Source organism: Roseovarius sp. SK2 (assembly GCF_028807495.1).
GTDB classification, from domain to species: Bacteria; Pseudomonadota; Alphaproteobacteria; order Rhodobacterales; family Rhodobacteraceae; genus Roseovarius; species Roseovarius confluentis.
This window is the reverse complement of the sequence record NZ_JARAMK010000008.1, coordinates 146,323-172,633: the sequence shown is the minus strand read 5'-3', so window position 1 is coordinate 172,633 and position 26,311 is coordinate 146,323. Positions and strand designations below refer to the sequence as shown.

Annotated in this window: 28 protein-coding genes; 18 read left to right on the top strand and 10 right to left on the bottom strand. The window is 65.3% G+C overall.

Going from position 1 to position 26,311, the window contains the following annotated elements; genetic code table 11:
- Positions 1-155: 155 nt before the first annotated feature.
- On the top strand, positions 156-1,694 hold the full coding sequence (gene murJ, locus PVV74_RS15710) for a murein biosynthesis integral membrane protein MurJ (protein ID WP_274593866.1): 1,539 nt from the start codon (positions 156-158) through the stop codon (positions 1,692-1,694).
- Here murJ and PVV74_RS15705 read toward each other — a convergent pair.
- Complete coding sequence (locus PVV74_RS15705) at positions 1,691-2,389, bottom strand: rhomboid family intramembrane serine protease (RefSeq protein WP_274593865.1); 699 nt, start codon at positions 2,387-2,389, stop codon at positions 1,691-1,693. The genes murJ and PVV74_RS15705 overlap by 4 nt on opposite strands.
- A gap of 74 nt (positions 2,390-2,463) precedes the next feature.
- Between PVV74_RS15705 and trpS the strand changes: the two genes are divergently transcribed.
- The 3 genes from trpS to PVV74_RS15690 all read left to right on the top strand — a co-directional run bounded on the left by trpS (position 2,464) and on the right by PVV74_RS15690 (position 5,071).
- Positions 2,464-3,483, top strand: a complete 1,020-nt coding sequence (gene trpS / locus PVV74_RS15700) for a tryptophan--tRNA ligase (protein ID WP_274593864.1) — start codon at positions 2,464-2,466, stop codon at positions 3,481-3,483.
- Positions 3,484-3,665: 182 nt separating this feature from the next.
- Entirely contained in the window at positions 3,666-4,151 is a 486-nt protein-coding gene (locus PVV74_RS15695; RefSeq protein WP_103763876.1) for a VOC family protein, read from the top strand.
- A 56-nt stretch (positions 4,152-4,207) separates the two neighbouring features.
- A complete protein-coding gene (locus PVV74_RS15690) occupies positions 4,208-5,071 on the top strand; it encodes a branched-chain amino acid aminotransferase (protein ID WP_103763743.1) in 864 nt (287 codons plus the stop codon).
- A gap of 6 nt (positions 5,072-5,077) precedes the next feature.
- Here the strand turns inward: PVV74_RS15690 and PVV74_RS15685 are convergent, their stop codons facing one another.
- Positions 5,078-5,545 (bottom strand): DUF411 domain-containing protein, encoded by a 468-nt coding sequence (locus tag PVV74_RS15685; RefSeq protein WP_274593863.1) that lies wholly within the window; start codon positions 5,543-5,545, stop codon positions 5,078-5,080.
- Positions 5,546-5,749: 204 nt separating this feature from the next.
- Between PVV74_RS15685 and PVV74_RS15680 the strand changes: the two genes are divergently transcribed.
- Together PVV74_RS15680 and PVV74_RS15675 are read left to right on the top strand one after the other, a co-directional pair.
- Positions 5,750-7,777, top strand: coding sequence for an NADPH-dependent 2,4-dienoyl-CoA reductase (locus PVV74_RS15680; RefSeq protein WP_274593862.1), 2,028 nt, complete (start codon positions 5,750-5,752; stop codon positions 7,775-7,777).
- A 38-nt stretch (positions 7,778-7,815) separates the two neighbouring features.
- The gene (locus tag PVV74_RS15675) at positions 7,816-8,751 is read left to right on the top strand and encodes a zinc transporter ZntB (RefSeq protein WP_274593861.1); all 936 of its coding nucleotides are present in this window, start codon (positions 7,816-7,818) and stop codon (positions 8,749-8,751) included.
- A 6-nt stretch (positions 8,752-8,757) separates the two neighbouring features.
- Here the strand turns inward: PVV74_RS15675 and PVV74_RS15670 are convergent, their stop codons facing one another.
- Positions 8,758-9,198 carry a DUF4399 domain-containing protein gene (locus PVV74_RS15670; protein ID WP_274593860.1) on the bottom strand — a complete coding sequence of 147 codons (441 nt, stop codon included), beginning with the start codon at positions 9,196-9,198 and terminating at the stop codon, positions 8,758-8,760.
- A 242-nt stretch (positions 9,199-9,440) separates the two neighbouring features.
- On the opposite strand from PVV74_RS15670, the gene PVV74_RS15665 reads away from it, so the two are divergent.
- Positions 9,441-10,346, top strand: coding sequence for a LysR family transcriptional regulator (locus tag PVV74_RS15665; protein WP_103763748.1), 906 nt, complete (start codon positions 9,441-9,443; stop codon positions 10,344-10,346).
- 66 nt (positions 10,347-10,412) lie between these two features.
- Here the strand turns inward: PVV74_RS15665 and amrS are convergent, their stop codons facing one another.
- Entirely contained in the window at positions 10,413-11,474 is a 1,062-nt protein-coding gene (gene amrS / locus PVV74_RS15660) for an AmmeMemoRadiSam system radical SAM enzyme (RefSeq protein ID WP_103763749.1), read from the bottom strand.
- Between the two features lie 54 nt (positions 11,475-11,528).
- On the opposite strand from amrS, the gene amrB reads away from it, so the two are divergent.
- On the top strand, positions 11,529-12,911 hold the full coding sequence (gene amrB, locus PVV74_RS15655; protein ID WP_274593859.1) for an AmmeMemoRadiSam system protein B: 1,383 nt from the start codon (positions 11,529-11,531) through the stop codon (positions 12,909-12,911).
- Positions 12,912-12,915: 4 nt separating this feature from the next.
- Here the strand turns inward: amrB and PVV74_RS15650 are convergent, their stop codons facing one another.
- Entirely contained in the window at positions 12,916-13,314 is a 399-nt protein-coding gene (locus tag PVV74_RS15650; protein ID WP_274593858.1) for a VOC family protein, read from the bottom strand.
- Between the two features lie 80 nt (positions 13,315-13,394).
- Between PVV74_RS15650 and PVV74_RS15645 the strand changes: the two genes are divergently transcribed.
- Positions 13,395-14,183, top strand: a complete 789-nt coding sequence (locus PVV74_RS15645) for an FAS1-like dehydratase domain-containing protein (protein WP_274593857.1) — start codon at positions 13,395-13,397, stop codon at positions 14,181-14,183.
- Here the strand turns inward: PVV74_RS15645 and PVV74_RS15640 are convergent, their stop codons facing one another.
- Entirely contained in the window at positions 14,184-15,227 is a 1,044-nt protein-coding gene (locus PVV74_RS15640; protein WP_274593856.1) for an NAD(P)/FAD-dependent oxidoreductase, read from the bottom strand. It lies immediately after the preceding gene.
- Positions 15,228-15,288: 61 nt separating this feature from the next.
- Between PVV74_RS15640 and mnmD the strand changes: the two genes are divergently transcribed.
- The 4 genes from mnmD (at position 15,289) to PVV74_RS15620 (ending at position 17,977) form a co-directional block, all read left to right on the top strand.
- Complete coding sequence (gene mnmD, locus PVV74_RS15635) at positions 15,289-15,957, top strand: tRNA (5-methylaminomethyl-2-thiouridine)(34)-methyltransferase MnmD (RefSeq protein WP_274593855.1); 669 nt, start codon at positions 15,289-15,291, stop codon at positions 15,955-15,957.
- Between the two features lie 2 nt (positions 15,958-15,959).
- Positions 15,960-16,826, top strand: a complete 867-nt coding sequence (locus tag PVV74_RS15630; RefSeq protein ID WP_274593854.1) for a DMT family transporter — start codon at positions 15,960-15,962, stop codon at positions 16,824-16,826.
- Positions 16,827-16,990: 164 nt separating this feature from the next.
- Positions 16,991-17,374 carry a hypothetical protein gene (locus PVV74_RS15625; protein WP_274593853.1) on the top strand — a complete coding sequence of 128 codons (384 nt, stop codon included), beginning with the start codon at positions 16,991-16,993 and terminating at the stop codon, positions 17,372-17,374.
- Between the two features lie 132 nt (positions 17,375-17,506).
- Positions 17,507-17,977: a copper chaperone PCu(A)C gene (locus tag PVV74_RS15620; protein WP_274593852.1), complete on the top strand. Its 471-nt coding sequence runs from the start codon at positions 17,507-17,509 to the stop codon at positions 17,975-17,977.
- 62 nt (positions 17,978-18,039) lie between these two features.
- Here PVV74_RS15620 and PVV74_RS15615 read toward each other — a convergent pair whose 3' ends face one another.
- Complete coding sequence (locus PVV74_RS15615; RefSeq protein ID WP_274593851.1) at positions 18,040-20,064, bottom strand: lytic transglycosylase domain-containing protein; 2,025 nt, start codon at positions 20,062-20,064, stop codon at positions 18,040-18,042.
- Positions 20,065-20,256: 192 nt separating this feature from the next.
- Between PVV74_RS15615 and dapA the strand changes: the two genes are divergently transcribed.
- Both dapA and PVV74_RS15605 read left to right on the top strand, forming a co-directional pair.
- Positions 20,257-21,132, top strand: coding sequence for a 4-hydroxy-tetrahydrodipicolinate synthase (gene dapA / locus PVV74_RS15610; protein WP_103763757.1), 876 nt, complete (start codon positions 20,257-20,259; stop codon positions 21,130-21,132).
- A 10-nt stretch (positions 21,133-21,142) separates the two neighbouring features.
- On the top strand, positions 21,143-21,628 hold the full coding sequence (locus PVV74_RS15605; RefSeq protein ID WP_103763758.1) for a flavodoxin family protein: 486 nt from the start codon (positions 21,143-21,145) through the stop codon (positions 21,626-21,628).
- A gap of 1 nt (position 21,629) precedes the next feature.
- On the opposite strand, the gene PVV74_RS15600 is transcribed toward PVV74_RS15605, so the two are convergent.
- Together PVV74_RS15600 and yghU are read right to left on the bottom strand one after the other, a co-directional pair.
- Positions 21,630-22,346 carry an NYN domain-containing protein gene (locus tag PVV74_RS15600; RefSeq protein WP_103763759.1) on the bottom strand — a complete coding sequence of 239 codons (717 nt, stop codon included), beginning with the start codon at positions 22,344-22,346 and terminating at the stop codon, positions 21,630-21,632.
- A gap of 65 nt (positions 22,347-22,411) precedes the next feature.
- On the bottom strand, positions 22,412-23,281 hold the full coding sequence (yghU, locus tag PVV74_RS15595; protein WP_274593850.1) for a glutathione-dependent disulfide-bond oxidoreductase: 870 nt from the start codon (positions 23,279-23,281) through the stop codon (positions 22,412-22,414).
- Positions 23,282-23,480: 199 nt separating this feature from the next.
- On the opposite strand from yghU, the gene PVV74_RS15590 reads away from it, so the two are divergent.
- From PVV74_RS15590 to PVV74_RS15580, 3 genes are all read left to right on the top strand, one after another.
- Positions 23,481-23,771, top strand: coding sequence for an I78 family peptidase inhibitor (locus PVV74_RS15590; RefSeq protein ID WP_103763761.1), 291 nt, complete (start codon positions 23,481-23,483; stop codon positions 23,769-23,771).
- Between the two features lie 132 nt (positions 23,772-23,903).
- A complete protein-coding gene (locus tag PVV74_RS15585; protein WP_274593849.1) occupies positions 23,904-24,785 on the top strand; it encodes a LysR family transcriptional regulator in 882 nt (293 codons plus the stop codon).
- On the top strand, positions 24,782-25,660 hold the full coding sequence (locus PVV74_RS15580) for a DMT family transporter (RefSeq protein WP_274593848.1): 879 nt from the start codon (positions 24,782-24,784) through the stop codon (positions 25,658-25,660). Before PVV74_RS15585 ends, PVV74_RS15580 begins: the two co-directional genes overlap by 4 nt.
- On the opposite strand, the gene PVV74_RS15575 is transcribed toward PVV74_RS15580, so the two are convergent.
- Entirely contained in the window at positions 25,661-26,296 is a 636-nt protein-coding gene (locus PVV74_RS15575; RefSeq protein WP_274593847.1) for a hypothetical protein, read from the bottom strand.
- Between the last annotated feature and the right edge of the window lie 15 nt (positions 26,297-26,311).

Below are 26,311 nucleotides of genomic sequence, written 5' to 3'. Positions count from 1 at the left end.
AACCACCCGAATACCGACGCGATACCGACGTCCGAAATCGGCGGAAACAGGACCGTTAATATCCGATTCGGCCAACAGGCACGCATTCCCGCACTTCCCCCGCCCCCGGCAATCGGCTAATGCTCTTGAAAACAAGGCAGACGCAGGCACCACACATGAAACCCATCCGCCTTCTCTCCGGCGTCCTGACCGTAGGCGTCTGGACCCTGGCCAGCCGGATCCTGGGCTTCGTGCGCGACGTCATCATCGCCAACCTCATCGGCCCCGGCGTGCTGATGGATGCCTATGTCGCCGCTTTCCGCCTGCCCAACATGTTCCGCCGCTTCTTTGCCGAGGGCGCGTTCAACGCCGCGTTCGTGCCGATGTTTTCCAAGCGGCTCGAGGCCGACGAAGACCCCATCGGCTTTGCCCGGCTGGCTCTTTCCGGCCTCAGCTTCGTCCTGCTGATCCTGACCGCGCTGGCGATGATCTTCATGCCCGCGCTGGTCTATGCCACGGCCGAGGGCTACTACGGCGATCCGCGCTTCGACATCACCGTCGACTACGCGCGCATCACCTTTCCCTACATCTTCTTCATCTCGCTCGCAGCCCTGTTTTCCGGTGTTCTCAACGCCGCCGGACGCTTTGCCGCCGCCGCCGCTGCGCCGGTCATCCTGAACGTGCTGTTGGTCGGCGCGATGATGATCGCGCATTACACGCGCGGCCCCGTGGCGGACGCGCTGATCTGGACGATCCCCTTCGCCGGGGTGGCGCAACTGGTGCTGGTCTGGATCGCCGCAGACCGGGCCGGGATGCGCATCCGCCCCACCCGCCCCCGCTGGACACCCGAGATGTCCAAGCTAGTGCGCGTCGCCGTACCCGCGGCCTTGGCGGGGGGTGTGGTGCAGATAAACCTCGTCGTGGGACAGCTTGTCGCCTCCAACACTGAAAGCGCCGTTAGCTGGCTCTACGCCGCCGACCGCCTGTACCAGCTGCCCCTGGGCGTCGTGGGTATCGCCGTCGGCATCGTGCTGCTGCCTGACCTCTCGCGCCGGCTCAAGGCCGAGGATCACGAGGGCGCCCGCCACGCCTATTCCCGCGCCGCCGAGATCTCGCTGGCGTTGACCGTACCCTGCGCCGTGGCGCTGATGGTGATCCCCCTGCCGCTGGTGTCGGTGCTGTTCGAGCGTGGCAAATTCGACGCCGACGATACCGCCGCCACCGCGCTCGCGGTGATGATCTACGGCCTCGGCCTGCCCGCCTTCGTGCTGCAAAAGGTGCTGCAACCGCTGTTCTTCGCCCGCTCGGACACGAAGAAACCGTTTCACTACGCCGTCGTCGCGATGGTGGTGAACGCCGCCCTGGCCGTGGGGCTGGCGCAGGTCGTGGGCTGGTGGGCCGCGGCCATCGCCGCCACGGCGGCGGGCTGGGCCATGGTCTGGCTTCTGGTGCGCGGCGCACGCGGCTATGGCGAGGTGGCACGCTTCGACGACCGCTTCCGCCGCCGCATCTGGCGCATCCTGCTGGCCTCGGTCCTCCTGGGCGTCATCCTGTGGGGCCTGCAAGTGCTGATGACGCCGTTCTTCGGCCTGGGCGGCTGGCGCTGGCTGGCGCTCCTGGTGCTGATCGGTCTCGGCAGTGTCAGCTACTTCGGTCTGGGCCAGCTTTTGGGCGCGTTCCGCCTGTCTGATTTCCGCAAGACGGTTCGCCGTTAACGCCGCTGCAATTTCTGGCGCAGCCGCGCCATACCACCCGGCACCAGCACGAAGGACAGAAGAAATCCGCCGACGAACCCGCCGATATCCGCCACCCACGTGAAGTTGTTGCCGTACAGCAGTCCGAAGACCAGCTGCAGGCCCAGCAGAACGCCGATCATCACGAAGGCGCGCATCTGGTTCTCGCCGATCGCGCCCAGTTGCAGCCAGACAAGGCAGGTGAAGCCCCCGATCAGGCCGTAGACGCCGGGGAAACCCCCTATTAACCCCGGCCCGTCAGGATAGATCAGGCCAAAGACCAGCGCGCCGAAGATGCTTGAGGCGAAAAATAAAATCGCCACAGCCCACCCGGCCATGCGCTCGGCCACGAATTTTCCGATGGCCAGCGTCATGACGATGGCGAAAACCGCCTGCAACACGCTGGCATGGACGAACGGAAAGGTGACGAAGCGGATAAGATAATCAATCCTTAACTGACCGGTCTCCAGCATCCAGGTCATCGCACGGTTGGAAAACCCGAACTGCTGGATCGTGGAGATTCGCCACCCGATCGCCTCAGGCCCGCCGGCGAGGCCACGTGCGCCCAACTGGAACACCGCCTCGGCGGCGGCCATGGCGGCCACGATGACCAGCACCAGCGGCGGGATCGGGTTGACCGGGCTGTCGCCGGGACCTGTGGCTCGGGGATCGGACATCGGTGTGGCCTCCTTGACGGCTGTTGGCCGCAGCAGTAAGCGAGGCGGACACGAATTTCCAGACGGAGTCCGCCATGGCCGAGGCCAGCTTCACCCCCCGCGTCTTCTCGGGCATCCAGCCGTCCGGCAACCTGCATCTGGGCAATTACCTCGGTGCGCTGAAACGCTTTGCCGACAGCCAGAACAGCGGGGTCGAGTCGATCTTCTGCATGGTCGACATGCACGCCATCACCGTCTGGCAGGACCCCGAGGCCCTGCGCCGCGCCACCCGCGAACTGACCGCGGGCTTCATCGCCTCTGGCGTCGATCCGGCGCGGTCGGTCCTCTTCAACCAAAGCCAGGTCTCGGCCCATGCCGAACTGGCCTGGATCTTCAACTGCGTCGCCCGCATGGGCTGGATGAAGCGGATGACCCAGTGGAAGGACAAGGCCGGCAAGAACCAGGAAAACGCCTCGCTTGGCCTTTTCGCCTACCCCGCGCTGATGGCCGCCGACATCCTGGCCTACCACGCTACGCATGTGCCTGTGGGCGAGGATCAGAAGCAGCACCTGGAACTGACGCGCGACATCGCGATCAAGTTCAACAACGATTTCGAGGTCGATTTCTTCCCCATCACCGAGCCGGTGATCGAGGGGGCAGCCACCCGCGTCATGAGCCTTCGGGACGGGTCCAAGAAGATGTCGAAGTCCGATCCGTCCGATATGTCCCGGATCAACCTCACGGACGATGCCGACACGATTTCCAAGAAGATCCGCAAGGCCAAGACCGATCCCGAGCCGCTGCCCTCGGACGCCGAAGGGCTGGAGGACCGCCCCGAGGCCCGCAACCTGGTGAACATCTACGCGGCGCTCAACGACCAGAGCGTCGATGGCGTGATGCGCGACGTGGGCGGGCAGCAGTTCGGCACGTTCAAGCCCGCGCTGGCCGAGCTGGCGGTGGAAAAGCTGGCGCCGATTTCCCAAGAGATGGCCCGCCTGATGCAGGACACCGCCGAGATCGACCGCATCCTGTCGGACGGCGCCGGAAAGGCCCGCGAGATCGCCGCGCCGATCCTCAAACGCACCAAGGACATCGTCGGCATGGTCGGCGCCTGACCCGATTGAGTGGCTTCGCCACGCTCGATTGAAGGGCATGAGGGGCGCTGCCCCTCAAACACCCCGGAGTATTTGCGGCAAGAAAAGCCTCTGCATTTTCGCACGATCCCTGCGTCAGTGCGCGGAATTGCGCGGTGCGTTCAACTGGCCCATCTATGGCGCAAGCAAGAAAGGGTCATATCATGACATTCACAACGCATCCTGAAACCCGTATCGGCCACGTGCACCTGCGCGTGTCGGATCTGGAACGGGCCATCGCCTTCTATTCCGGCGTTCTGGGCTTCGAGCTTCAGCAGCGCTATGGCACCGAGGCCGCATTTCTATCCGCGGGCGGCTACCACCATCACATCGGCCTGAACACCTGGGAGAGCAAGGGTGGCACGCCGCCCCCGTCCGGGCATACGGGCCTTTACCATACGGCATTCCTCTACCCCGATCGCACCGCGTTGGCGCAAGCTTTGAAACGCGTGCTGGAGGCGGGCATCGCGCTGGAAGGCGCCGCCGATCATGGCGTCAGCGAGGCGGTCTACCTGTCCGACCCCGATGGCAACGGCGTCGAGCTTTACCGTGACCGCGCGCCCGAAGACTGGCCGCGCGACGCGCAGGGCAATCTCAAGATGGCCAACAGCCGGCTGGATATCGAGGCTTTGCTGGCCGAAGCCGGCTGACACCTCTGGACCCTTTGGGCGACCGGGCTTAGGGTCCGCGCCAAAGGGAGGCGACCATGGCCACAGGCAGCAACATCCGGACCTATTTCAACGGCACCTGGCATGACGGGGATATCCCGGTGATGCGCGCCGCCGATCACGGCATGTGGCTGGGCTCGAACGTCTTCGACGGGGCCCGGTTCGCCCACGGGCTGACTCCGGACCTCGACCGGCACTGCGCCCGCGTGAACGCTTCGGCCGAGGCGCTGATGGTCACGCCGACCGTGTCGGTGCAGGACATGGTCGAGATCGTGCAGGACGGGCTGAAAGCCTACGCCCCTGATGCGGCCGTCTATATCCGCCCGATGTACTGGGCGATCGAGGGCGGCATGTCGGCCATCGTGCCCAAGGACGGCGGCGCCACCGGCTTTGCCATCAGCCTTGAGGAAATCCCCATGGCCCCGCCCGAGCATTCGGCCACCATCACCCGCACGCGGTTCCGCCGCCCGGTGCTTGAGGACGCGGTCGTCAACGCCAAGGCCGCCTGCCTTTACCCCAACAACGCCCGGATGCTGGCCGAGGCGAAATCCAAGGGCTTCACCAACGCGCTGGTGGCCGACGCGCTTGGCAACGTGGCCGAAGCCGCCACCGCCAACGCCTTTGCCGTCAAGGATGGCGAGGTCTTCACGCCCGTGCCCAACGGAACCTTCCTGGCCGGGATCACCCGCGCGCGGCATATCGAGAACCTGCGCACCGACGGCGTGACCGTGCATGAATGCGTCATGTCCTTTGACGATTTCCACGATGCCGACGAGGTCTTTCTGTCCGGCAACATGATGAAGGTCATTCCGGTCACGGCGTTTGACGACACCAACTACCAGATCGGACCGGTCACGCGCCGGGTGCGCGAGATGTACTGGGACTGGGCGGCCAGCGCCTGAGCTCGCTCAGGCCGCCGCGTCGTAGCTGGAAAAGACCTCGGTGCTGCCGTCCCGAAGGATCAGGTGCACGTCATAGGCCTCGCGCCGGTCCTCCGGTCCCATCCCCGGCGAGCCGTAGGGCATCCCCGGCACCGCAAGGCCCACCGCGTCGGGGCGCTCATCCAGCAGGCGGCGGATATCGGCGGGCGGCACGTGACCTTCGATCATGTACCCGTCGACCTTGGCCGTGTGGCACGAGATCATCTGCTGCGGAATGCCGTTGTCGATCTTGTAGCGCGACAGGATCGTGCCGAACGCATCCTCGCTGGTCACGGCAAAGCCGTCGCCTTGCAGAATGTCCATCCACGCGCTGCAGCAGCCACAGTTGGGATCTTTCATCACGTGAATGGCCGGGCCGGATTGCGCCAGACCAGCGAGCGGGGCCGTGGCCACCAGACCGGCGGCACCGGCGAGAAGGTTGCGTCGGGTCAGCATAGGCGGTCTCCTTGCATATTTGGTTGGCGCAAAGTTTGGACAGGATCACACACTGTCGTCAACCACTCGCCCTCGCACCTGGCATCACATCCGGGTGACCCGTTTCGCCGCCTAACGCAGCGTCGGGCGTGACAATCGCGGCTGACGTGACCATGGTGCGCGTCAACCTACGTTTTGATCCGAACGTCCCCCGGGAGGCCGCACATGACCCAATATCCCCACCTGCTCGCCCCGCTCGACCTGGGCCACGTGACGTTGAAGAACCGCGTGGTGATGGGCTCGATGCACACCGGGCTGGAAGAGACCAAGGACTGGAACCGCGTCGCCGAATTCTATGCCGCCCGCGCCCGCGGCGGTGTGTCCCTGATGGTCACCGGCGGCATGGCCCCCAACCGCGAAGGCGGCGTTTTTCCCGGAGCGGCGGGCCTCTTCAACGATCAGGACATCGCCAACCACAAGGTCGTGACCGACCGGGTGCATGACGCCGGCGGCCTGATCGCCATGCAGATCCTGCATGCGGGCCGCTACGCCTATGGCCCCGAATGCGTGGCCCCCTCGCCGATCAAGTCGCCCATCTCGCCCTTCCCGCCCAAGGAACTGGACGAGGACGGCATCGAGAAGCAGATCGCCGATATCGTCACCGCCGCGGCCCGCGCGCGGGAGGCGGGCTATGACGGGGTCGAGATCATGGGCTCCGAGGGGTACTTCATCAACCAGTTCCTCGTGCGCCACACCAACAAGCGCGAGGACCGCTGGGGCGGATCCTACGAGAACCGGATGCGTCTGCCACTGGAGATCGTACGCCGGGTGCGCGAGGCCGTTGGCCCCGATTTCATCCTGATCTACCGCCTGTCGATGATCGATCTCGTCCCCGAAGGTTCGACCTTCGACGAGGTGGTGCAACTGGCCAAAGCGGTCGAAAAGGCCGGGGCCAGCATCATCAACACCGGCATCGGCTGGCACGAGGCGCGTGTGCCCACCATCGTCACCTCCGTCCCCCGCGCGGCCTTTACCTGGGTCACGAAGAAGCTGATGGGGCACGTGGGCATCCCGGTCATCACCTCGAACCGGATCAACACGCCGCAGGTGGCCGAGGACGTGCTGGCCGACGGCTGCGCCGACATGGTTTCGATGGCCCGTCCGTTCCTGGCCGATGCGGAGTTCGTGAAAAAGGCCATCGAGGGCCGCGCCGACACCATTGCGCCCTGCATCGCCTGCAACCAGGCCTGCCTTGACCATACCTTCTCGGGCAAAATCTCGACCTGCCTCGTGAACCCGCGCGCCTGCTATGAAACCGAGCTGCCGATCACGCCCACGGACACCCCCAAGACCGTCGCCGTCGTCGGCGCCGGTCCCGCGGGCCTTTCCACCGCGATCACGGCGGCGCAGCGCGGCCATGACGTGACGCTTTTCGACCGCGACGACAAGATCGGCGGACAGCTCAACATGGCCAAGCAGATCCCCGGCAAGGAGGAATTCTTCGGCCTCGTCGACTGGTACGATACCATGCTGAAAGAGACCGGCGTGATCGTAAAGCTGGGCCATGACGTGCAGGCCGACGACCTGGCCGGGTTTGACGAGGTGGTCATCGCCACCGGCGTCCTGCCCCGCGACCCCGAGATCGAAGGCCAGGAGGGCGACAACACGCTCTCCTACATCGACGTGCTGAAGCACAAGAAGCCGGCGGGCAAGCGCGTCGCCATCATCGGTGCGGGCGGAATCGGATTCGACGTGGCCGAGTTCCTTGTCCACGAGGGCGAAAGCCCGACCGAGAACCTCGCGGAATGGAAAGAGGAATGGGGCGTCGGCGACCCCGCCCAAACCCCCGGCGGCCTTGCCCCCGAAGGCCCGCAGCCGGATGCGCCCGCCCGCGCCGTCACGCTCTTGCAGCGCAAATCCGAACGCGTGGGCAAGCGGCTGGGCAAGACCACCGGCTGGATTCACCGCGCATCGCTCAGGATGAAAGATGTCGAGATGGTCGGCGGCATCAATTATGAGCGCATCGAACCCACTGGCCTCGTGGTGTCCAATGGCGAGGGGCACGAAGACCCGCGCACGCTGGAAGTCGACACTATCGTGCTGTGCGCCGGTCAGGTCAGCGAACGCAGCCTTGCCGACGCGCTGGGGGCCAAGGGCATCGCCTGTCACGTGATCGGCGGCGCCGATGTTGCGGCGGAACTCGACGCCAAGCGCGCCATCGACCAGGGCACGCGGCTGGCGGCGACGCTCTAGGTCTTGTCGCCGCCAACGCCCGGCCCTAGGGTCGCGCCATGCCCGTCTGCGCCTTCGATATCGCCCCCGATGGCACCGCCCGCCCGGCCTCGGAAAACGGTCCGGACAAAGGTTATGCCTGGTGGCATTTCGACCTTGCCGATCCGGAGCTACCGGCGTGGCTCGAGGCGCGCGTTCCGTCCATCCCGGCCACCGCGCTTTTGGCCCCGGAAACCCGGCCGCGCTGTGACCGCTACGGCGACGGGTTGATGCTGAACCTGCGCGGCGTGAACCTCAACGCAGACGGCCCCGCCGACCAGATGGTGGCGGTGCGCATGTGGGTGACCGAGCGCCTGGTCGTGACAGTGCGCAAGCGCCGGGTCTTCGCCATCGACGCCATCCGGGAAGACGCGGCCAACGGCGACGCGCCCGCCAGCCCGGTCGCCTTCGTGCATGACCTCGCGCAGCGGCTCATGACGCGGGTGCAGGACACGGTCTTCGACCTCAGCCGCCGCGTGGACGACATGGAAGACAGCGTCGAGGACGACGATGAAGATCCGCCCGAGGATCTGGCCGAGGATCAGCGCATGGCGATCCGCCTGCGCCGCTACCTCGCCCCTCAGCGCGACGCGCTGATCGCGCTCGTCGGCACCGACAGCGAGCTTGTCACGTCCGACGCCCGCGCGCGGCTGCGCGAGTTGGGCAACCTGGCAAAGCTGGGGGTCGAGGAACTGGAATCGATGATCGGGCGGATGGAGGCCGTGCAGGACCATCACGCCACTCAGGCCGACCAGCGGCAGAACCGCAACGGCTATATCCTGTCGATCGTCGCGGCGGTCTTCCTGCCGCTCGGGTTCATCACCGGCCTTTTCGGCGTGAACGTGGCGGGGATGCCCGGTGTGGACACCCCCTGGGCCTTCGCCGCCCTGTGTCTTGGGCTGGTGGTCCTGACCGTCGGCGCAGTCTGGATCTTGCGAAAGCTGAAGTGGATCTGACCGCGCCTACTCGACCGTGATCGTAATCTGGTCCGACGTCACCGGCGGGTCGTGTGGCACATGGTTCATGTCACCCAGCACCAGTTGCAGCGTGTGCTCGCCCGGCTCCAGGTCCAGTTCCACCTGCGTCTGACCACCGCCGAAATGCACGTGGTTCTCATCCGACGGGATTGCGGATTGCAGTTCCTCCTCGCCATCGGGGCCTTCGCCCAGAGGCGCGCGGTCCACCAGGATATGGTGGTGCCCGGTATTCTCTTTTTCGGTGCCGGCAGGCGCCACGCCCATGCCGCTCAGGCCGAACACGACTTTCACAGGGGCCGAGACGGTCGCGCCGTCTTCAAGATCGACGAAATACACCTCTGCGCCGTCGGGGGCTGGTGTGCCTTGGGCAAAGGCCATCGAGGCGGTCAGCACCAAAGCGGCGGCAGTCTTGGCAAGAAGTTTCATGCGAGCTCTCCCTTGTTCGAATCCAGCAGGTGCCGCGTTGCCTGAACGAACCTGCGACATTGCTAGACATGGGGCGCGCGGGCAACACGGCAAGGTGGCAGGCTCCGGATCAAGGCGCAAACATGTTTCCGGGCCACGAACGATGCACCACAAAACCAAGATATTGTCTGGCCCGCGCCGCAGTTGTGCCTGAATTTCCCGCGATACCTTCAATTCAACAATAAACGACGAGGGTATCGAGAATGGATCGCCTTACCGAAATGGAGGCCTTTGCGACCGTCGTGGACCAGGGTGGGTTCACCGACGCCGCGCGCAAGATGGGCATCTCCAAATCCGCCGTATCCAAGCACGTCTCGTCGCTCGAGGCCCGACTGGGTGCGCGCCTGCTGAACCGGACCACCCGCCGGGTCAGCCCGACGGAAATCGGTTTGGCCTATTACGACCGTGCCCTGCGCGTGCTCAACGATGCGGGCGAGGCGGATGCGCTGGTCAGTTCCATGCAGTCCGACCCTTCGGGCCTCTTGCGCATCTCGGTGGCCACCGATTTCGGTGTGAATCACCTCAGTCCGATACTTGGACAGTTCCTCGACGATTTCCCCGACATCACCGTGAACATGGTGCTCAACAACCGCTACGTCGAGCTGATCTCCGAGGGCTTCGACATGGCGATCCGAATCGGCGAACTGGAAGACAGCACCCTGCGCGCCCGCAAGCTGACCGAGACCACGAAGCGTATGATCGCCAGCCCGAGCTACCTGGAGAAACACGGCCGGCCCGGCAAGATCGACGATCTGAACGAGCACAAGCTCCTGCATTATTCCAGCCAGTCCAACGGCTCGGTCTGGAAACTGACCGCGCCCTCGGGCGAAAAACGCCAGGTGCGCACCGCGGGTGGCCTGTCGGTCAATGACGGCCAGTCGCTGCTGAACGCCGCGATCTCTGGTCTTGGCATCGCCTACCTGCCCAGCTTTCTTTACGCCAACGCGCTGAAAGAGGGGCACGTGGTCGACGTCATCCCCGACCTGCCGATGGAAACCCAAGGCATCTACGCGGTGTATCCCCCGGGCCGCTTCACACAGCCCAAGGTCCGCGCCTTTATCGACTTCCTCGTCCACGCCTTCGCCGAGAAGGGCCCGACGGACTGGTAAGATTTTCCTCCGCCTGCCAGGCAACCTGACCCCGGGCGGCGCGCCACCCGGGGCTTTTTCGCATCCTCAGGCCATGCGCACAGGCCGCCGCTTGCGCCCCCAGCCCCCCGGCGGGCCGTCGATCACGCCGGGAAAGCGCGTGCCGCAGCTGACGCACCCGCCGAAATCGTCCAGCTTCCAGTCCGACAGCGCGTGCCAGTCCCGCCCGATCACGCGATCTCCGCACCCGGCGCAATAGCTCGACTGCGCGTCGGGGTGATGCGCGTTACCGATATAGACATGCCGCAGCCCCGCCTGATGCGCCACGTTACGCGCCCGCAGCAGCGTCTCCAGCGGCGTGCGCGCGTGCGACAGCATCCGGTGATCGGGATGAAAGGCGGTGAAATGCAGCGGCACGTCGGGACCGCATATCTCCATCACCCAGGCCGACAGCGCCTCCAGCTCCGCCGCGCTGTCATTCTCGCCGGGGATCAGCAGCGTCGTCAGTTCGACCCAGCATTCGGTCTCGTTCACCGCATAATCGATTGTCTCCAGTACCGGCGCGATCTCCGAACCGGTCAGCTTGCGATAGAACCCTTCCGTGAACCCCTTCAGGTCGATATTCGCCGCATCCATCGCGGCAAAGAATTCCGACCGTGGCGCATCACAGATATACCCCGCCGTCACCGCCACACTTTTCACGCCAGCTTCACGGCAGGCTGTGGCGGTGTCCAACGCGTATTCGTGAAAGATCACCGGGTCATTGTACGTGAACGCCACAGACGCACAGCCCTCTGTCCGCGCCACTTGGGCAATCTTCTCCGGCGCCGCCTGATGCGCCAGGCTGTCGACCTCGCGGCTCTTAGATATCTCGTGGTTCTGGCAGAACTTGCACGCCAGGTTGCACCCCGCCGTGCCGAAACTCAGCACCGGCGTACCCGGCAGGAAGTGATTCAGCGGCTTCTTCTCGATCGGGTCGATGCAGAACCCGGTTGAGCGCCCGTATGTGTCCAGCACCATCCGGTCGCCCTGCCGCATCCGCACGAAACACATGCCGCGCTGCCCGTCCCGCAAGGTGCAAAAGCGCGGGCATAGGGTGCAGCGCAGCCTGCCATCGCTTTCAGTCTCCCAGAATCGCGCGGGGTGCATCGCCGGTCGTTTTCCTCCATGATCCTGCCTACCAGATAGGCATGCGATCCCGAAATGAACAGTGAACCCGACCCCATGATGCGCCAACCAGCCGTCGCCGGAACCTTCTACCCGGCCGAGCCCGACGCGCTCTGGTCCGAGGCCGAAAGCTGCATCACCCGTGGCACCAGCGGCTGGCGGCCCGAAGGCTCGGTGCCCCGCGCGATCATCTCGCCCCATGCCGGCTATCGCTTTTCCGGCTGGCTGGCCGGCGCGGCGTGGCGGGCTACCGCACGCGGGCGCCCCTCGACCATCGTCATCCTGTCGCCGTCGCATGCGCACGCCTTCGAGGGCATCGCCCTGCCCTCGCAAAAGGGCTACGCCATGCCCGGCTTCGACGTGATGATCGACCGCGCAGCCGCCAACAGCCTCGTGCAGGCAGAGCTGGCCCATGTCGAGGACGCTGCCCATGACCGCGAGCACGGCATCGAGACGCAGCTTGCTTTCCTGCACCGCCTGCATCCCCGCGCCAAGGTGGTGCCGCTCGTCATCGGCAACGCCCCCCAAGACCAGGTGTCCGCCGCCATCGACCACCTCAGTGCGCTGGACCAGCCGCTTTTCGTCCTGTCCAGCGATCTCAGCCACTTCCTGCCCCGCGAGGCGGCGGACGCCAAGGACACCGAGACCGCCAAGCTGCTGGAAACCTCCAAGGGCAAGATGCTCACATCCCGTCATGCCTGCGGCGCCACCGCTATCACCGGGTTCCTCGCTTCGACCACGGGCGCGGGCCTGCGCGTCGCCCGTCTCGCCATGGCCTCTAGCGCCGATGTCACCGGCGACACGTCGCGTACCGTTGGTTACGGCGCCTGGGCGCTTTTCGACACCACCGACGAGATCATCATCCCGCGCCACCGCCAGATGTTGCTCAGGGCCGCGCGGCAGACGCTCGACTCTTTCACCAAGCGCGGCAAGCCGCCCAAGCTCGATGAAACCAGCTTTCCGCAGACGCTGCGCGGCCACGGTACCAGTTTCATCACGCTGCAACAGGACGGACGCCTGCGCGGTTGCATCGGCTCGCTCTCCGCGCATCAACCGCTGGTGCGCGACGTGTCGGACAACACGGTCAAGGCCGCATCCGCCGATCCGCGTTTCAAGCCTGTGACCGCCGAAGAGGTCCTCGACTTGCGCCTCAAGATCGCAGTCCTGTCGCCCTCCGCGCCAATGACGTTTTCAGGCGAGTCCGACCTGCTGCCACAACTGACGCCGTACCGCGACGGGCTGATCCTGCGCGACGGGGCCAAGCGCGGTGTGTTCCTGCCGATGGTCTGGGACAACCTGCCCGACCCCGTCGAATTCCTGACTGCCCTGAAGGTCAAGGCAGGCCTGCCCAAGGATCACTGGAGCGACACGCTTGAAATCCACCGCTTCTGCGCCGAAAGCTTCGCCGAACCGGACTAGGCGCTCAACCAGCGTTGGAAATCTCGATCAGGTTGCCATCCGGGTCGCGCACATAGATCGAGGTCAGCGGCCCCGTCGCCCCGGTGCGCGGTACCGACCCTTCCTCGACCGTCACGCCCTGCGCATGCAGATGCGCCTGCCAGTCGGCCAAGGGCAGGTCGCTCAGGAAACACAGGTCCGCCGTGCCGGGCGCGGGATGCGCTGCCTTCGGCTCAAACTCCGCCCCGGCCTTGTGCAGGTTGATCTTCTGCACTCCGAACTTCAGAGCCCACCGCCGCGAGCCGTCGGCAGGGGTGAACGCCTCCGCATTCATCCCCAGGGCATCGGTATAAAAGGCCAGTGTCGCGTCGATATCCGCCACGGTCAGCACAAGATGATCCAGCGAAGTCAGTGCGGGGGGCATTAGCGTCTCCTTTGCCAGGGGGATTGTCATCCTTGCAAACCCGGGCATAGACATACGCCAAAACCAGACTGCAGGCCACGATGACAGACGCCACGCAAACCCTTAACGATCCGATCGACCCGGCCCGCGCTCGCGCGCTTCAGGCGACGCTGGGTGACACGCCAGCCATACAAGAAGGAGACGCCCTTCCGCCCTTCTTTCACCAGATCTATTTCTGGGACCCGCAGGTGCCCGCCGACCTTGGCCGCGACGGGCACCCCGAACTTGGCGGCGTCATCCCCGACATGGGCCTGCCCCGGCGCATGTGGGCCGGCGGGCAGTTACAGTTTCACGCCCCCTTTCGCGCCGGACAGCCCGCCACCCGTCGCACGACCCGCGAAAGGGCCGAACACAAGCAGGGCCGCAGCGGCCCGCTTGCCTTCGTCACCCTGCGCCATGAAATCTGGCAAGACGACACCTGTTGCATCACCGAGCATCAGGACCTCGTCTATCGCGAGGACGAGACGGGCCGGAAACCCGAACCGCCCCGCACCCCCGACGGCGCGATGAAAACCCGCAAGGTCAGCTTCGACAGCACGCTTCTCTTTCGCTATTCCGCGCTCACTTTCAACGGCCACCGCATCCATTACGACGAAGACTATGCCCGGAAGGTCGAAGGCTATGACGGCCTTGTCGTGCACGGTCCGTTGCTGGCGCATCACCTGATGCAGATGGCCAATGCCGAACTGGGCGGGTTGAAACGCTTCAGCTTCCGCGCGACCAGCCCCCTGATGCACTTTGAAACAGCAGAACTCTGCTGGGGCGAGGACGGAAAATGCTGGGTGCGCGGCCCCGACGGTCGGCAATGCATGTCTGCGCAGGCGAGTTGATCATCCCGACTTCGGCAGTGACGCCTCGGGCCTGAACGGCGCCGGGATCTCGTCCCGCCCGTCCAGCACAAGATCCGCCATCACCTGCGCCACCTTCGGCGCCATGCCGAACCCGATCTTGAAGCCGCCATTGGCAATGAACTGGTCCGGGTAAAGCGGATGCACCCCCAACATCGGCGCCCGTGACCGCGCCCGGGGCCGCACCCCGGCCCAACGCTCGATCACCTTCGCGTCGCGCAACGCCGGCACCGCCGCGCGGGCGCGCTCCAGCACCGCGTCCAATTGCGTATCCGTGTCCGTCGCGCTTGCATACTCGCGCTCCGAGGTCGACCCAACGGCGGTCGTCCCGTTTCGATGAAAAATCACGTGCAGCGCGTCGGCAAACACCTGCGGAGCGTCCGGCGCGGCGAAATCCAGCACCGCCCCCTGCCCCTTCACGCCATTGCCCACCGGCGCGCCCAGCTTGTCGGACAGCTCCGCCAGCCCCGCGACACCCGTGGCATGTACCACGCGCCCCGTCGCATGGCCTTCCGCCAGGATCTCTCCGCCACGTTGCAGGATCGCCGCCGCCAGCGCCTTGCCGCCTTCGCGCGGATGCAGCCGTGCCGACAACGTGTCGAGGATCAGCAACCCCGTGGGCGTGACCGGCGCATGGGCCACCGTATCCACCGCCACCACCTGCCACGTCGCAGCCTCGCCCCACAGTTCGCGCGCCGTGACCTCCCGCTGCCGCGCCAGCGCCAGCGCGGCCTCGTCCGCCACCGGCTGCACCCGGCCCGTTCGCGCATACCCCGAGGGCAGGCCCGATACCTCGGCCACCTCGGCCCAGAACGCCTCGGCCAACAGCAGGCTCTCCAACTGGAACGCCTTCTTCTCGTTCCAGTTCTCGGGCACGTGCGGCGCCAACGCGCCCACCACGCCGCCCGACGCCCCCGCACCCACGCCGCCGGGGTCGATCACCCGCACCGACGCCCCCCGCGACTGGCACGCAAAGGCGATGGACAAGCCGAAGATCCCGGCGCCGAATATGGTGACGTCTGCCATTGTCATTTCCCCTGCCCGGCGGCATGGTCGCCGGGATTTTCCCTGACTACCGGAAGGCGCGATGCAGGACCAGCAGGCAGAACTGGAATGGCGTGACGGCGATGTGCCGGTCTCCACCCAGTTCGACGACCCGTATTTCAGCCTCGAAAACGGCCTGGCCGAAACGCGCCACGTCTTTCTGGACGGAAACGACCTTCCCGCCCGGTTTCGCGACGGCTTTCGCATCGCCGAGCTGGGCTTCGGCACGGGCCTCAACTTCCTGACCGCACTTCAAGCGTGGCGCACGGCGGGCGCGCCGGGCACCCTGCATTTCATCAGCTTCGAGGCATTCCCGATGGACCCCGACCAGATTGCGCGCGCCCTGTCGGTCTTTCCCGATCTGCCGGTCGAAGCGCTCGAACTGGAACGCGGTGGCCCCTTCGGCGACCTTCTGACCGGCCCCGATTTCACCCTGCGCGTCATCCAGGGCGACGCACGTGCCACCCTCCCGGGCTGGGACGGGATGGCAGACGCCTGGTTTCTCGACGGCTTTTCCCCGGCAAAGAACCCCGAGCTTTGGCAAGAAGACCTCATGCGCGAAGTGGGCCGGCACACCGCGCCGGGCGGCACCGCGGCCACCTACACCGCCGCGGGCTTCGTCCGGCGCGGATTACAGGCGGCGGGATTTGAAGTCACGCGCGTTCCGGGATACGGGCGCAAGCGACACATGACCCCCGCAAGAAAGATCTGACCATGGCAGAGCAGAACACTCGTCTCGGCATCCTGATGATGGTGACAACCACCTTCATCTTCGCGGTGCAGGACGGCATCTCGCAATACCTCGCGCGGGAATACAACGTGCTGATGATCGTGATGATCCGCTATTGGTTCTTTGCGGCCTTCGTGATGACCGTGGCCAGCCGCACCGCCGGGGGCCTGCGCGCTGCCGCCCGCACGGATCAGCCACTGGTACAGGGCTTCCGCGCCGTGCTGCTGGTAGCCGAGATCTGCGTGATGATCTTCGGCTTCACCCTGCTGGGCCTCGTCGAAAGCCACGCCGTCTTTGCCTGCTATCCCCTGCTCATCGCCGCGCTCTCCGGCCCGGTCCTCGGCGAAAGCGTCGGCTGGCGCCGCTGGGCGGCCATTGGCGTGGGTTTCGTCGGCGTCACGATCATCCTCGAACCTGGCTTCGGCGTCTTCCAGCCCGAGGCTTTCGTGCCCCTGATCGCCGCCCTGATGTTCGCACTTTATGGCCTACTGACGCGCTATGTCGGCCGCCGCGACAGCGCCGCAACCAGCTTTTTCTGGACCGGCACGGTCGGCTCGGTCGCCATGACCGCCGTCGGCATCTGGTTCTGGGAGCCGATGTCGGCCTATAACTGGCTCTGGATGGCCGCCCTCTGCGTTACCGGCGCGGCGGGACACTATACGCTTATCAAGTGCTACGAGGTCGCCGAGGCCAGCGCGGTCCAGCCCTTCGCCTATCTGCAACTGGTCTTCGCCAGCACCATCGGCATCCTGTTCTTTTCCGAAACGATCCGCCTCAACGTGGCGCTCGGTGCGGGGCTCATCGTGGCTGCCGGGTTGTTTACCCTCTGGCGCCAGCGGCTGCGCGGCTAAAGCATTTGCAGGACACAGTGAATCGCTTTTCACTGCCTCTTGAGACGCAAAAAGCGATGCATGTTTGAGACTGACCCGGAAACGCTTCAGTGCGGCATTTTACCGGGCTTTCCCGCGCACGGCAGACGATGTATCAAAACGCGTGGACGGCAAGGGAACACCCCATGCGCAAGGCGCGAAACGTGACAGCGATCTGCAAGGCAGCACTGACGGTACTCGTCGCGCTGTTCATCGCGATCCGCGTTGTGGCCCAGCCCACGATCCTAACCGCGCCTGACCCAGGGCTGATGGCGCTCTGCTCGGGCGGCCAGATCGTCTACGTCTCGATGGAGACCGGCTTGCCGGTGGAAAACGACGACGAAACCGGCCTGCTGGCCGACTCCTGCCCCTTCTTCGGGGTAACGGCCTTCAACCTCGGCGCGGACCGGACTCTGCCGACGCCGTTGCAGGTGCCCGCCGCGCTCGCCCTATTCCAGACGGGCACGTCACAGCCGGTGACCACCGCCCCGGTTCAGAACGCCGCACGCGCCCCGCCGCTGCGGGCTTGACCTGGTGCGCGCACAGCGCCCGCACAACACTCCCCCAGACAATAGACGCAGGCGGGCTTCGGCCCGGAGCGTTGTCATACCACATCCAGCACGCGGCACATGGCCCGCGCCACCACACCACAGGAAACTGACATGAAAACCCTTCCTACACTTGCATCTGCCCTCATCCTTTCGACAGGCATCGCCACCGCGCATGATTACACCGTGGGCGACCTTGAAATCATGCACCCGATGGCATTCGAGACGCCGAAAATGGCCAAGGCCGGCGCCGGTTTTCTTACCATTACCAACAATGGCGACACCGACGACGTCCTGCTCGAGGTGCGCGCCGACTTTCCCAAGGTCGAGGTCCACACCACCGAGGAAACCGATGGCGTCGCCAAGATGATGCATGTTGAAAACCTGCCCATCCCGGCCGGCGAAGCGGTCGAGCTTTCGCCCGGCGCCTATCACGTAATGTTCATGGGGCTGGAGGCACCGTTCGAGGACGGTCAGGAAATCCCGGCCACGCTGGTCTTCGAAAAGGCGGGCGAAGTCGAGATCACGTTCAACGTCGAGGCGCGCCCCGAGGGCGGCGACAGCATGGACCACTCCAACCACTGATCCGCGCGGAACGCGGGACGGGGCGGATGCCGCCCCCGGCACCGCGTCACCGAGTCACCGGGTCAATCCACCGTCGGTGAAAGCGTATTGCCGACCAGCTCCTGCGAAAACGGCACCGGGTGCGGCTCTTTTCCCAGCCGCGCCCGGTAGACCGGCAGGCTTTCGGCCACGCGCATCACGTAGTTTCGCGTCTCATTGAACGGGATATGTTCGATCCAGTCGATGATGTCCCCGCCCTCCTGCCGCGGATCGCCGAACCGCGTCATCCAGCGCGGCGGTCGTGCGGGACCCGCGTTATAGGCCGCGGCCATCATGATCACATTACCGTCGAACTGCGACGCCATCTGCGCCAGATAGGCCGAGCCAAGCCGTGCGTTATAGGCCCAATCGTCGAAAACGCGCGACCGGGTGTGCCCGGGCTCGCCCAGCCGCCGGGCGACCTCGGCGGCGGTGCCGGGCATAAGCTGCATCAGGCCCATCGCGCCCGCGCCGCTGGCCACGCCCTGGTCGAACTCGCTTTCGCGCCGCGCGATCGCCAGCGCCAGCTCCATCGGCACCGGAAGCTCCAACTCGTGCATCGGGTGCAGCGGATAGTATGGCGCCGGCAGCGTGATCCCGCGCTGCGCCGCCGCCTTGCCCACCATCACCTGCAGGTGCGGCGACCCAAGGTCGTGCATCGCTTGCCCCAACTGGCCCAGTTCGGGCGGCTCCAGCGTGGCTGCGAGGTGCTTGAAGAACCGCTCAGCCAGTGACACTCGCCCGTTAGCCAGCGCCAGCACACCGGCCTGGAACACCTCGCCCTGCGCAAAGTCCGCCTCGCGCCAGTCCGCAAAGCTCTGTCGCCCGCTCAGCTTGCGGTCGAACGGGAACCCGCCCTGCTCGGCCGCCAGCAACCCGTAAAAGCTGGTCTGGTGCAGCGCCCCCAACTCGTAGGCTATCTCGGCGGCACTCTCGTTGCCCGCCGCCTCCTGCGCCCGGCCCAGCCAGTACCCGGCCCGACCCAGCGAGATCGGCGTCTCGACCCCGTCCATGAACCGCTGGAAATGGAAAATCGCCAGTTCGGGGTCGTTCAGGTCCGTGAGCGCGATGAACCCCGCCAGCCATTCCAGGTCGGCGAAATGCGAGCCTTCCACAAGCCCGTGCACCGATGCCAGGTCATAGGCCGTGCGGGCCGCACCGTCGCGCATCCGGTCGCGTGCCAATTCCCGCCGCCAGCCGGCCCACCGTTCGGCATCGCCCAGCCCGTTGCCCTCCAGCCGGCTTTGCCGAAGGATCAGTTTGATCGCGTCGTCCGGCCGGTTTTTTTGAATATGGCGGTTGTACAGGGCATAGGCGATATGCGGGTTGCTTTTTGCCGCATCAGGCAGCAGCTCCAGCCGCTTGTCCGCACCGTCCGCATCGGCCTCGATCGCCAGCCGGGTCTGGGCGATATCGCGCGTCTCCTCGTCCACAAGCGGCAGCATCTGCTGCACGTCCCGCAACCCCCGCCACAAGGCCATGTCCAGCCGCGCCGCATGATGCGGCTTCAAAAGGTTCGGTCGCGCCCGGATAAAGGCGTCATGCTCCGCCGTCGACAAGTCCAGCGTCCGCCACGCCAGCACGATCGCGACATCGGCATCGCCGGGCCGGCCGGCCTCCTGCAGCGCCCGCGCATAGGACAGCGCGCCAAGGCCCGATTGCGGCACCCGGTCTTCGTAGAAAGTAATGATCTCCTCGGGGGAGGCGTCGATCATCGCCACCTCGGCCTGCGTATGCAGATAATCCAGCCCTGGCCAATCGGCATGGTCCTCGAGAAAGGTCAGGATTTCCTCCGGCGTGCCCTCGCCCGCCCGAAGCCGGTGCCATTCGATCAGCGTCACGCCCGCAGGCCCAGCCCGTTCAGCAATCTGCACCGCCGTAGTCCAGCGCCCGGCCAGCATTGCATCGAACGCGCTCGACATCGGGCGCGGCGGTATGCGCGGCGCGGGGGCGACCATGACGGTTTCCTCCGCACTCGCCTCGGCCTCGGCCTCGGAGACGGCAGCGGGCTCCGCCTGCCCCCCATCCTCGGACTGGGCCACCGCGAGCAGCGGCCACAGCAGGGCCATTAAGGCCACGACAACTCTTTGAACGCTGAACATCTCTTGCATTTTCCCGGGCCAGCGACGATAGACACAGCCAGCCTAGTTTCAAGGGGACGGATCGTCCATTCACAAGCTGGGCAACGCCGCGGCACGATTGCGTGTTCCACCGCGGTCATCCACCAGCCCCACGGGCTACGACATAGAGAGGAGCGTATCATGTTCAAAGGATCATTTCCTGCCCTGGTCACGCCGTTCAAGGACGGCGAGCTGGATCTCGACACGCTCAAGAAACTTGTCGAGTGGCATATCGCCGAAGGCAGCCACGGCCTCGTGCCCGTTGGCACCACCGGCGAAAGCCCTACGCTCAGCCATACCGAGCATGAAACCGTGGTGTCCGAAGTGGTGCGCGCCGTCAACGGCCGCATTCCGGTGATCGCGGGCGCGGGCAGCAACAACACGCTCGAATCGATCCGCTTCATCCAGCACGCCGAAGAGGTCGGCGCCGATGCGGCTCTGGTGGTGACGCCCTATTACAACAAGCCCACCCAGCGCGGACTGATCGCCCATTTCACCGCGCTGCACGACTGCTGCAACCTGCCGATCATCATCTACAACATTCCGGGCCGCTCCATGGTGGACATGATGCCCGACACGATGGGCGAACTGGCCAAGTTGCCGCGTATCGTCGGCGTCAAGGACGCCACCGGTGACCTGGCCCGCGTCAGCCACCAACGCATGACCTGCGGCAAGGACTTCTGCCAGATCTCCGGCGAGGACGCGACCGCGCACGGCTTCAACGCCCAGGGCGGCGTTGGCGTGATCACGGTCACCGGCAACGTCGCGCCGCGCATGGTGGCCGAAGTACAGAACGCCACTCTGGCGGGGGATTATGCCAAGGCGCTGGAAATCCAGGACCGGCTGATGCCGCTGCACAAGGCGATTTTCACCGAACCGGGCCTCGTGGGCGCGAAATACGCCCTGTCGCGCCTGGGTCTGTGCAGCGACGAGGTGCGTTCCCCCCTGACCGACCTCAGCGACGAGACCAAGGCGATGGTCGATGACGGCTTGCGCCATGCCGGGCTGATGAACTAGGGCACGGCCCATGGCCGAGCTTCTGATCGTCTATCATTCCAAGACCGGCGGCAGCCGCCAGATGGCACAGGCCGCCGCCGAGGCCGCGCGGGATGAGACGACCACGACGCTCCAGACCGCCGAAGACACCGGCCCCGATGACCTTCTGCGCGCCGATGGCTATATCTTCTGCGCGCCCGAAAACCTGGCCGCCATCGCCGGCGTGATGAAGGACTTCTTCGATCGCTGCTATTACCCCGTGCTGGGCCGGATCGAGGGGCGCCCCTATGCCCAGATGGTCTGCGCCGGGTCGGACGGCACCAATGCCCAGAAACAGATCGCCCGTATCGCCCAGGGCTGGCGGCTGAAAGCGGTGCAGGAGCCGTTCATCATCTGCACCCACGCCCAGACGCAAGATCAGATCCTGGCCGATAAACATCTGTCGGAAGAGGACCTTACCCCCTGCCGCGAGCTGGGTCAGGCGCTCGGGGCGGGGCTGGAAATGGGCGCCTTCTAGTCTAGTCGACCCGGCGCACCAGCATCTGGTTGCCCGGGCCCGACTTGGTTTCGAACACCTTCAGCTTGCCCACAAGGTCGCTCAGCTTCTTCTCACCATAGGTCCGCGTGTCGAAATCCGGCTTGTCCGCCTGGATCTGCTGCCCGATCCGCCCCAACGGGTACCACTCGCCCTCCTGATCGATCTTCTCCATCGCGTCGAAAATCAGGTTACGAGCATTGGAGGCGGATTTCGAATCGAGCCCCGCCTTGGCCTTGGTGCGCGCGGATGATCCGGCCTCCTGGTAGATGTTCTCGATCGCCACGAACCGGTTGCACGCATTCTTCAGCGCGTCGGGCGCCTTGGCTTCGCCGATGCCGATCACCGTCAGGCCCTGTTCGCGGATGCGGCTGGCCAGCCGGGTAAAATCGCTGTCCGACGAGACGAGCACGAACCCGTCGAAATGACCCGCGTGCAGGATGTCCATCGCGTCGATCACCAGCCCGATATCCGACGCGTTCTTGCCCTTGGTATTCGCCGTCTGCTGATGCTGGACCAGCCCGAGGTTCTGCGCCGTCTTGGTCCACCCGCTCAGCTGCTGGCTGGACCAGTCGCCATAGACCCGCCGCAGGCCCGGCTCGCCATAGCTGGTGACCTCCTTCAGGATGGCCTCGGCGTATTTGGAGGGCACGTTGTCGGCGTCGATCAGCACGGCAAGCAGGTGGGAACGGTCGGGCATGGAAACTCCTTCTCAGGACGCACCCTGCCCTATCCGTCAACGCGGCGAAAGCCGATACTTGGCGCTCAGCCCTTGTCGCCGATTTTGTCCTGCGTCTTGGTCTCGAAATCCGAAGCGTCGTGCCGCTCAAGCAACTGCTCGTGCGGCTCGCCAAAGGTGCGGTTCACCATGCGCCCGCGCTGCACCGCATCCCGATCGAGAATCTTTTCGGCCCAGGCCACCACGTTCTTGTATTCGTGCACGCTCAGGAACTTGCCGGCATTGTACTGCCGCCCCAGCGCCAGGTTGCCGTACCAGGGCCAGATCGCCATATCCGCGATGCTGTACTCCTGCCCTGCGATAAAGGGCCGGTCTGCCAGCCGCCTGTCCAGCACGTCCAGCTGCCGCTTGGTCTCCATGGCGAAGCGATTGATCGGGTACTCGTATTTCTCGGGCGCATAGGCATAGAAATGCCCAAAGCCGCCGCCAAGATACGGCGCACTGCCCATTTGCCACATCAGCCAGTTCATCACCTCGGTCCGCTGCGGGCCGGACGTGGGCAAAAACGCCCCGAACTTTTCCGCTAGGTGGATCAGGATCGACCCGGATTCGAACACGTCGATCGGCTCGGGCCCCGACCGGTCCACCATCGCGGGGATCTTGGAATTGGGGTTCACCTCGACAAAACCCGACCCGAACTGGTCGCCATCGCCGATGCGGATCAGCCAGGCGTCATATTCCGCGTCATGGCCCGCCGCCAGAAGCTCCTCGAACAGCACCGTCACCTTCACCCCGTTGGGCGTGCCCATGGAGTAAAGCTGGAACGGATGCTCGCCCACAGGCAGCTCCTTGTCATGGGTTGCCCCGGCGATCGGCCGGTTGGTCGAGGCGAAGGTGCCGCCGCTTTCGGCGTCCCAGGTCCAGACTTCGGGCGGGGTGTAGGTATCGTCGGTCATGTACGGCTCTCGCTTTGTCCTTTGTTCATGAGAACAGCTAACCGACAGCGCCGGCAATGCAAGGTGCAGCCCTGCACAGATTTCTGTGCGATGCGGTCAACCCAAGAGAACACAACGGTTTTCAAATCTGTCGGCGTTAAGGGTTGCACAGCCGGCATGCTTTGGCCAATGCTGCCTTGGAACGCGCGAAGGAGACTTGATGATGCGGTGGTGGGCAATAGCGACACTGGCAACTGTGGCGGCCTGCGGGCCGGCCGTGACGGATAACGGCGTGCCCTCGCGCGCCGAAGAGGAAGGCCCCGACATCTGCAAGGCCGCCAACCACGCCGACCTTGTGGGCCAGCCGATCGCGGCTTTCGACCAGTCCGCGCTGGACCAGCCCGTGCGCATCATACCGCCCGGCGGCATCGTCACGATGGAATACAATCCCAAGCGCCTGAACGTCGACTTGGACAGCAGCGACAACATCGTGCGCTTCTGGTGCGGCTAAGACCGCGTCCTGACGCCTGATCCCACCCAGGCGTCCCGGCCCGAGGGCAATTCTTGTCTTGCGCTTATTTCAACGCAGTTGATACTGCGTTGTTAGTAATGTTTGATTTCGCACAGATAAGCGAGGCCCCTCATGGACAGCTGGGATGAAGTCCGCACAGCCTTTCACGTGGCGCGCGTGGGAACGGTCAGCGGCGCCGCCGAAGCGCTGGGTGTTCACCACGCCACCGTCATCCGCCATATCGACGCGCTCGAGGAGCGGCTGGGCGTCAAGCTCTTCCAGCGCCACGCCCGCGGCTATTCCACCACCGAGGCCGGCGAGGACCTGCTGCGCGTGGCCCAGGCCACCGACGACCAGTTCAGCCAGCTTGCAGGCCGGATCAAGGGCCGCGGCAACGATGTGTCCGGCGAGCTCGTCATCACCTCGCTGGGCGGGTTCAGCCACCTTTTGGTACCGGTGCTGACGGAATTCCGGAAGGAATACCCCGACATCATCCTGCGCTACCTGACTGGCGACCGCCTGTTTCGCCTTGAATACGGCGAAGCGCACGTCGCCATCCGCGCCGGCCGCGCCCCCGATCAGCCGGACAACGTGGTGCAGCCATTCTACAAGCAAGCGCACACGCTTTACGCGGCGCAATCCTATGTCGACAAGTACGGCCTGCCCGCCTCCGAAGACGAGTTCGACCAGCACTGGTTCGTCAGCGCAGACGACCCAAAGAACCGCGCGCCCTTCAACCAGTGGCTGCGACAGACAGCGCCCGACGAGCGCATCATCTTCCGCAGCCAGGACGTGCACGCCCAACGCCGCGCGATCACCGAGGGCGCGGGTATCGGGTTTCTCAGCAAGGTCCTCGCCAACCAGCTCGGCAACCTGACCGAGGTCATGCCCGCGCGCGACGAATGGTCCGCGCCGATCTGGCTGGTGACCCACATGGACTTGCACCGCACGACCAAGGTTCAGGCCTTCCTGCGGTTCCTCAAGGATCGCGCCAAGGCGTGGGAGATCGAATGACCGACCGGCTGCGCGGCCATGCCGCGATGCTGGCCTTCTCCGGGCTGATCGCCGGGTCCTTCGCCCTTGGCTCCATGGCGGCCCCGCATATCGCGCCCACCGCGCTCAATGCCGTGCGGTTCATCCTCGCCTCGGTCCTTCTGGGCAGCGCGGCCTGGGCCACCGTCGGCATTCCGCGCACCACGTGGCAGGCGCCCTGGCGCTACCTGCTGCTGGGCGGATCGATGGGTCTTTACTTCGTGATGATGTTCGAGGCGCTGAAAACCGCCGCCCCGGTCAGCGCGGCGGCGGTCTTTACCCTGACACCCATCATGTCCGGGCTTTTCGGCTATATCCTTCTGCGGCAGGTGATGACCCCGCGCATGGGCGTGGCGCTGGTCATCGGCGCGGCGGGCGCGCTCTGGGTGATCTTCGACGCTGACCTGCAGGCGCTCTTGCGGTTCGAAATGGGCCGGGGCGAGGTGATCTTCTTCTTCGGCTGCATCGCGCACGCGTTTTATACCCCGCTGGTGCGCAAGCTGAACCGGGGAGAGCGGCCCATCGTCTTTTCCTTCGGCGCCATGGTCGCCGCCGCCGGTCTGATCGCGCTGGCGGGCTGGTCCGACATGCGCAGCACCGACTGGCCCGGCCTGCCCGCCATCGTATGGATCACCATCATCTATACCGCCGTCGCGGCGACGGCGATCACCTTTGTCCTGCTGCAATACGCCTCGCTGCGCCTGCCCAGCGCCAAGGTCATGGCCTACACCTACCTCACGCCCACATGGGTGATCTGCTGGCAGGCCGCACTTGGCCACGCCCTGCCCCCGCCCCTGATCCTTGTGGGCGTCGGGCTGACCATCGTGGCGCTGGTGCTGCTGTTGAAGGACGAATAGCTACTCCGCCAGGTCTCGCGCCGCCTCGTAGAGCCGCCGGAATTCTTCGCCGAGCGAATCCTCGGGAACACGGCGCAGAGAATACTCCACCGTGCCGATCGGCGCCGGCAGTTGCACATCCATCGTCATCGTGTTGCCGGCGCAAGCATAGGTGATCGTCGGCTCGTACCCCGCCCCGCCCATCACCGGTGCGGTCATGCCATCCCCATTGGCCGTCATCGAAAACAGCGCGGGGCCGGAACCTGCGTCGCAGAAGGTGATCCGTCCGGCCTCGCCATTGATGAACCCCACCTGTGTCGGCGCGGCAAGGTCAAGCCGCACATCCACGACATCGCCGGTCTCGACAAAGGTATCGGTGAATTCCGTGGCATGGTGAAAAGGCAGCTTGTGATAGAACCCGTCCTCGTAGATCGAGATCCCCAACGCGGGCGACGCGCCCGCCGCGATTTCACGGATCACGCGGTCAGGCACCATCCCCTGCAACGCGTCCCGGATGTGCGCAGGCGCCGTGTTCTCACCAACCCAATGTCCGACCATGCAGGGGTCGCCTACAGGCGGCGGCGCGACACAAGCGTTCTGGGCCAGGCCAGGCGCGGCCCAAATGGCCAGTATCAAGGTCAGGGCAGATGTCTTCATGGCGCTACTCCTCCG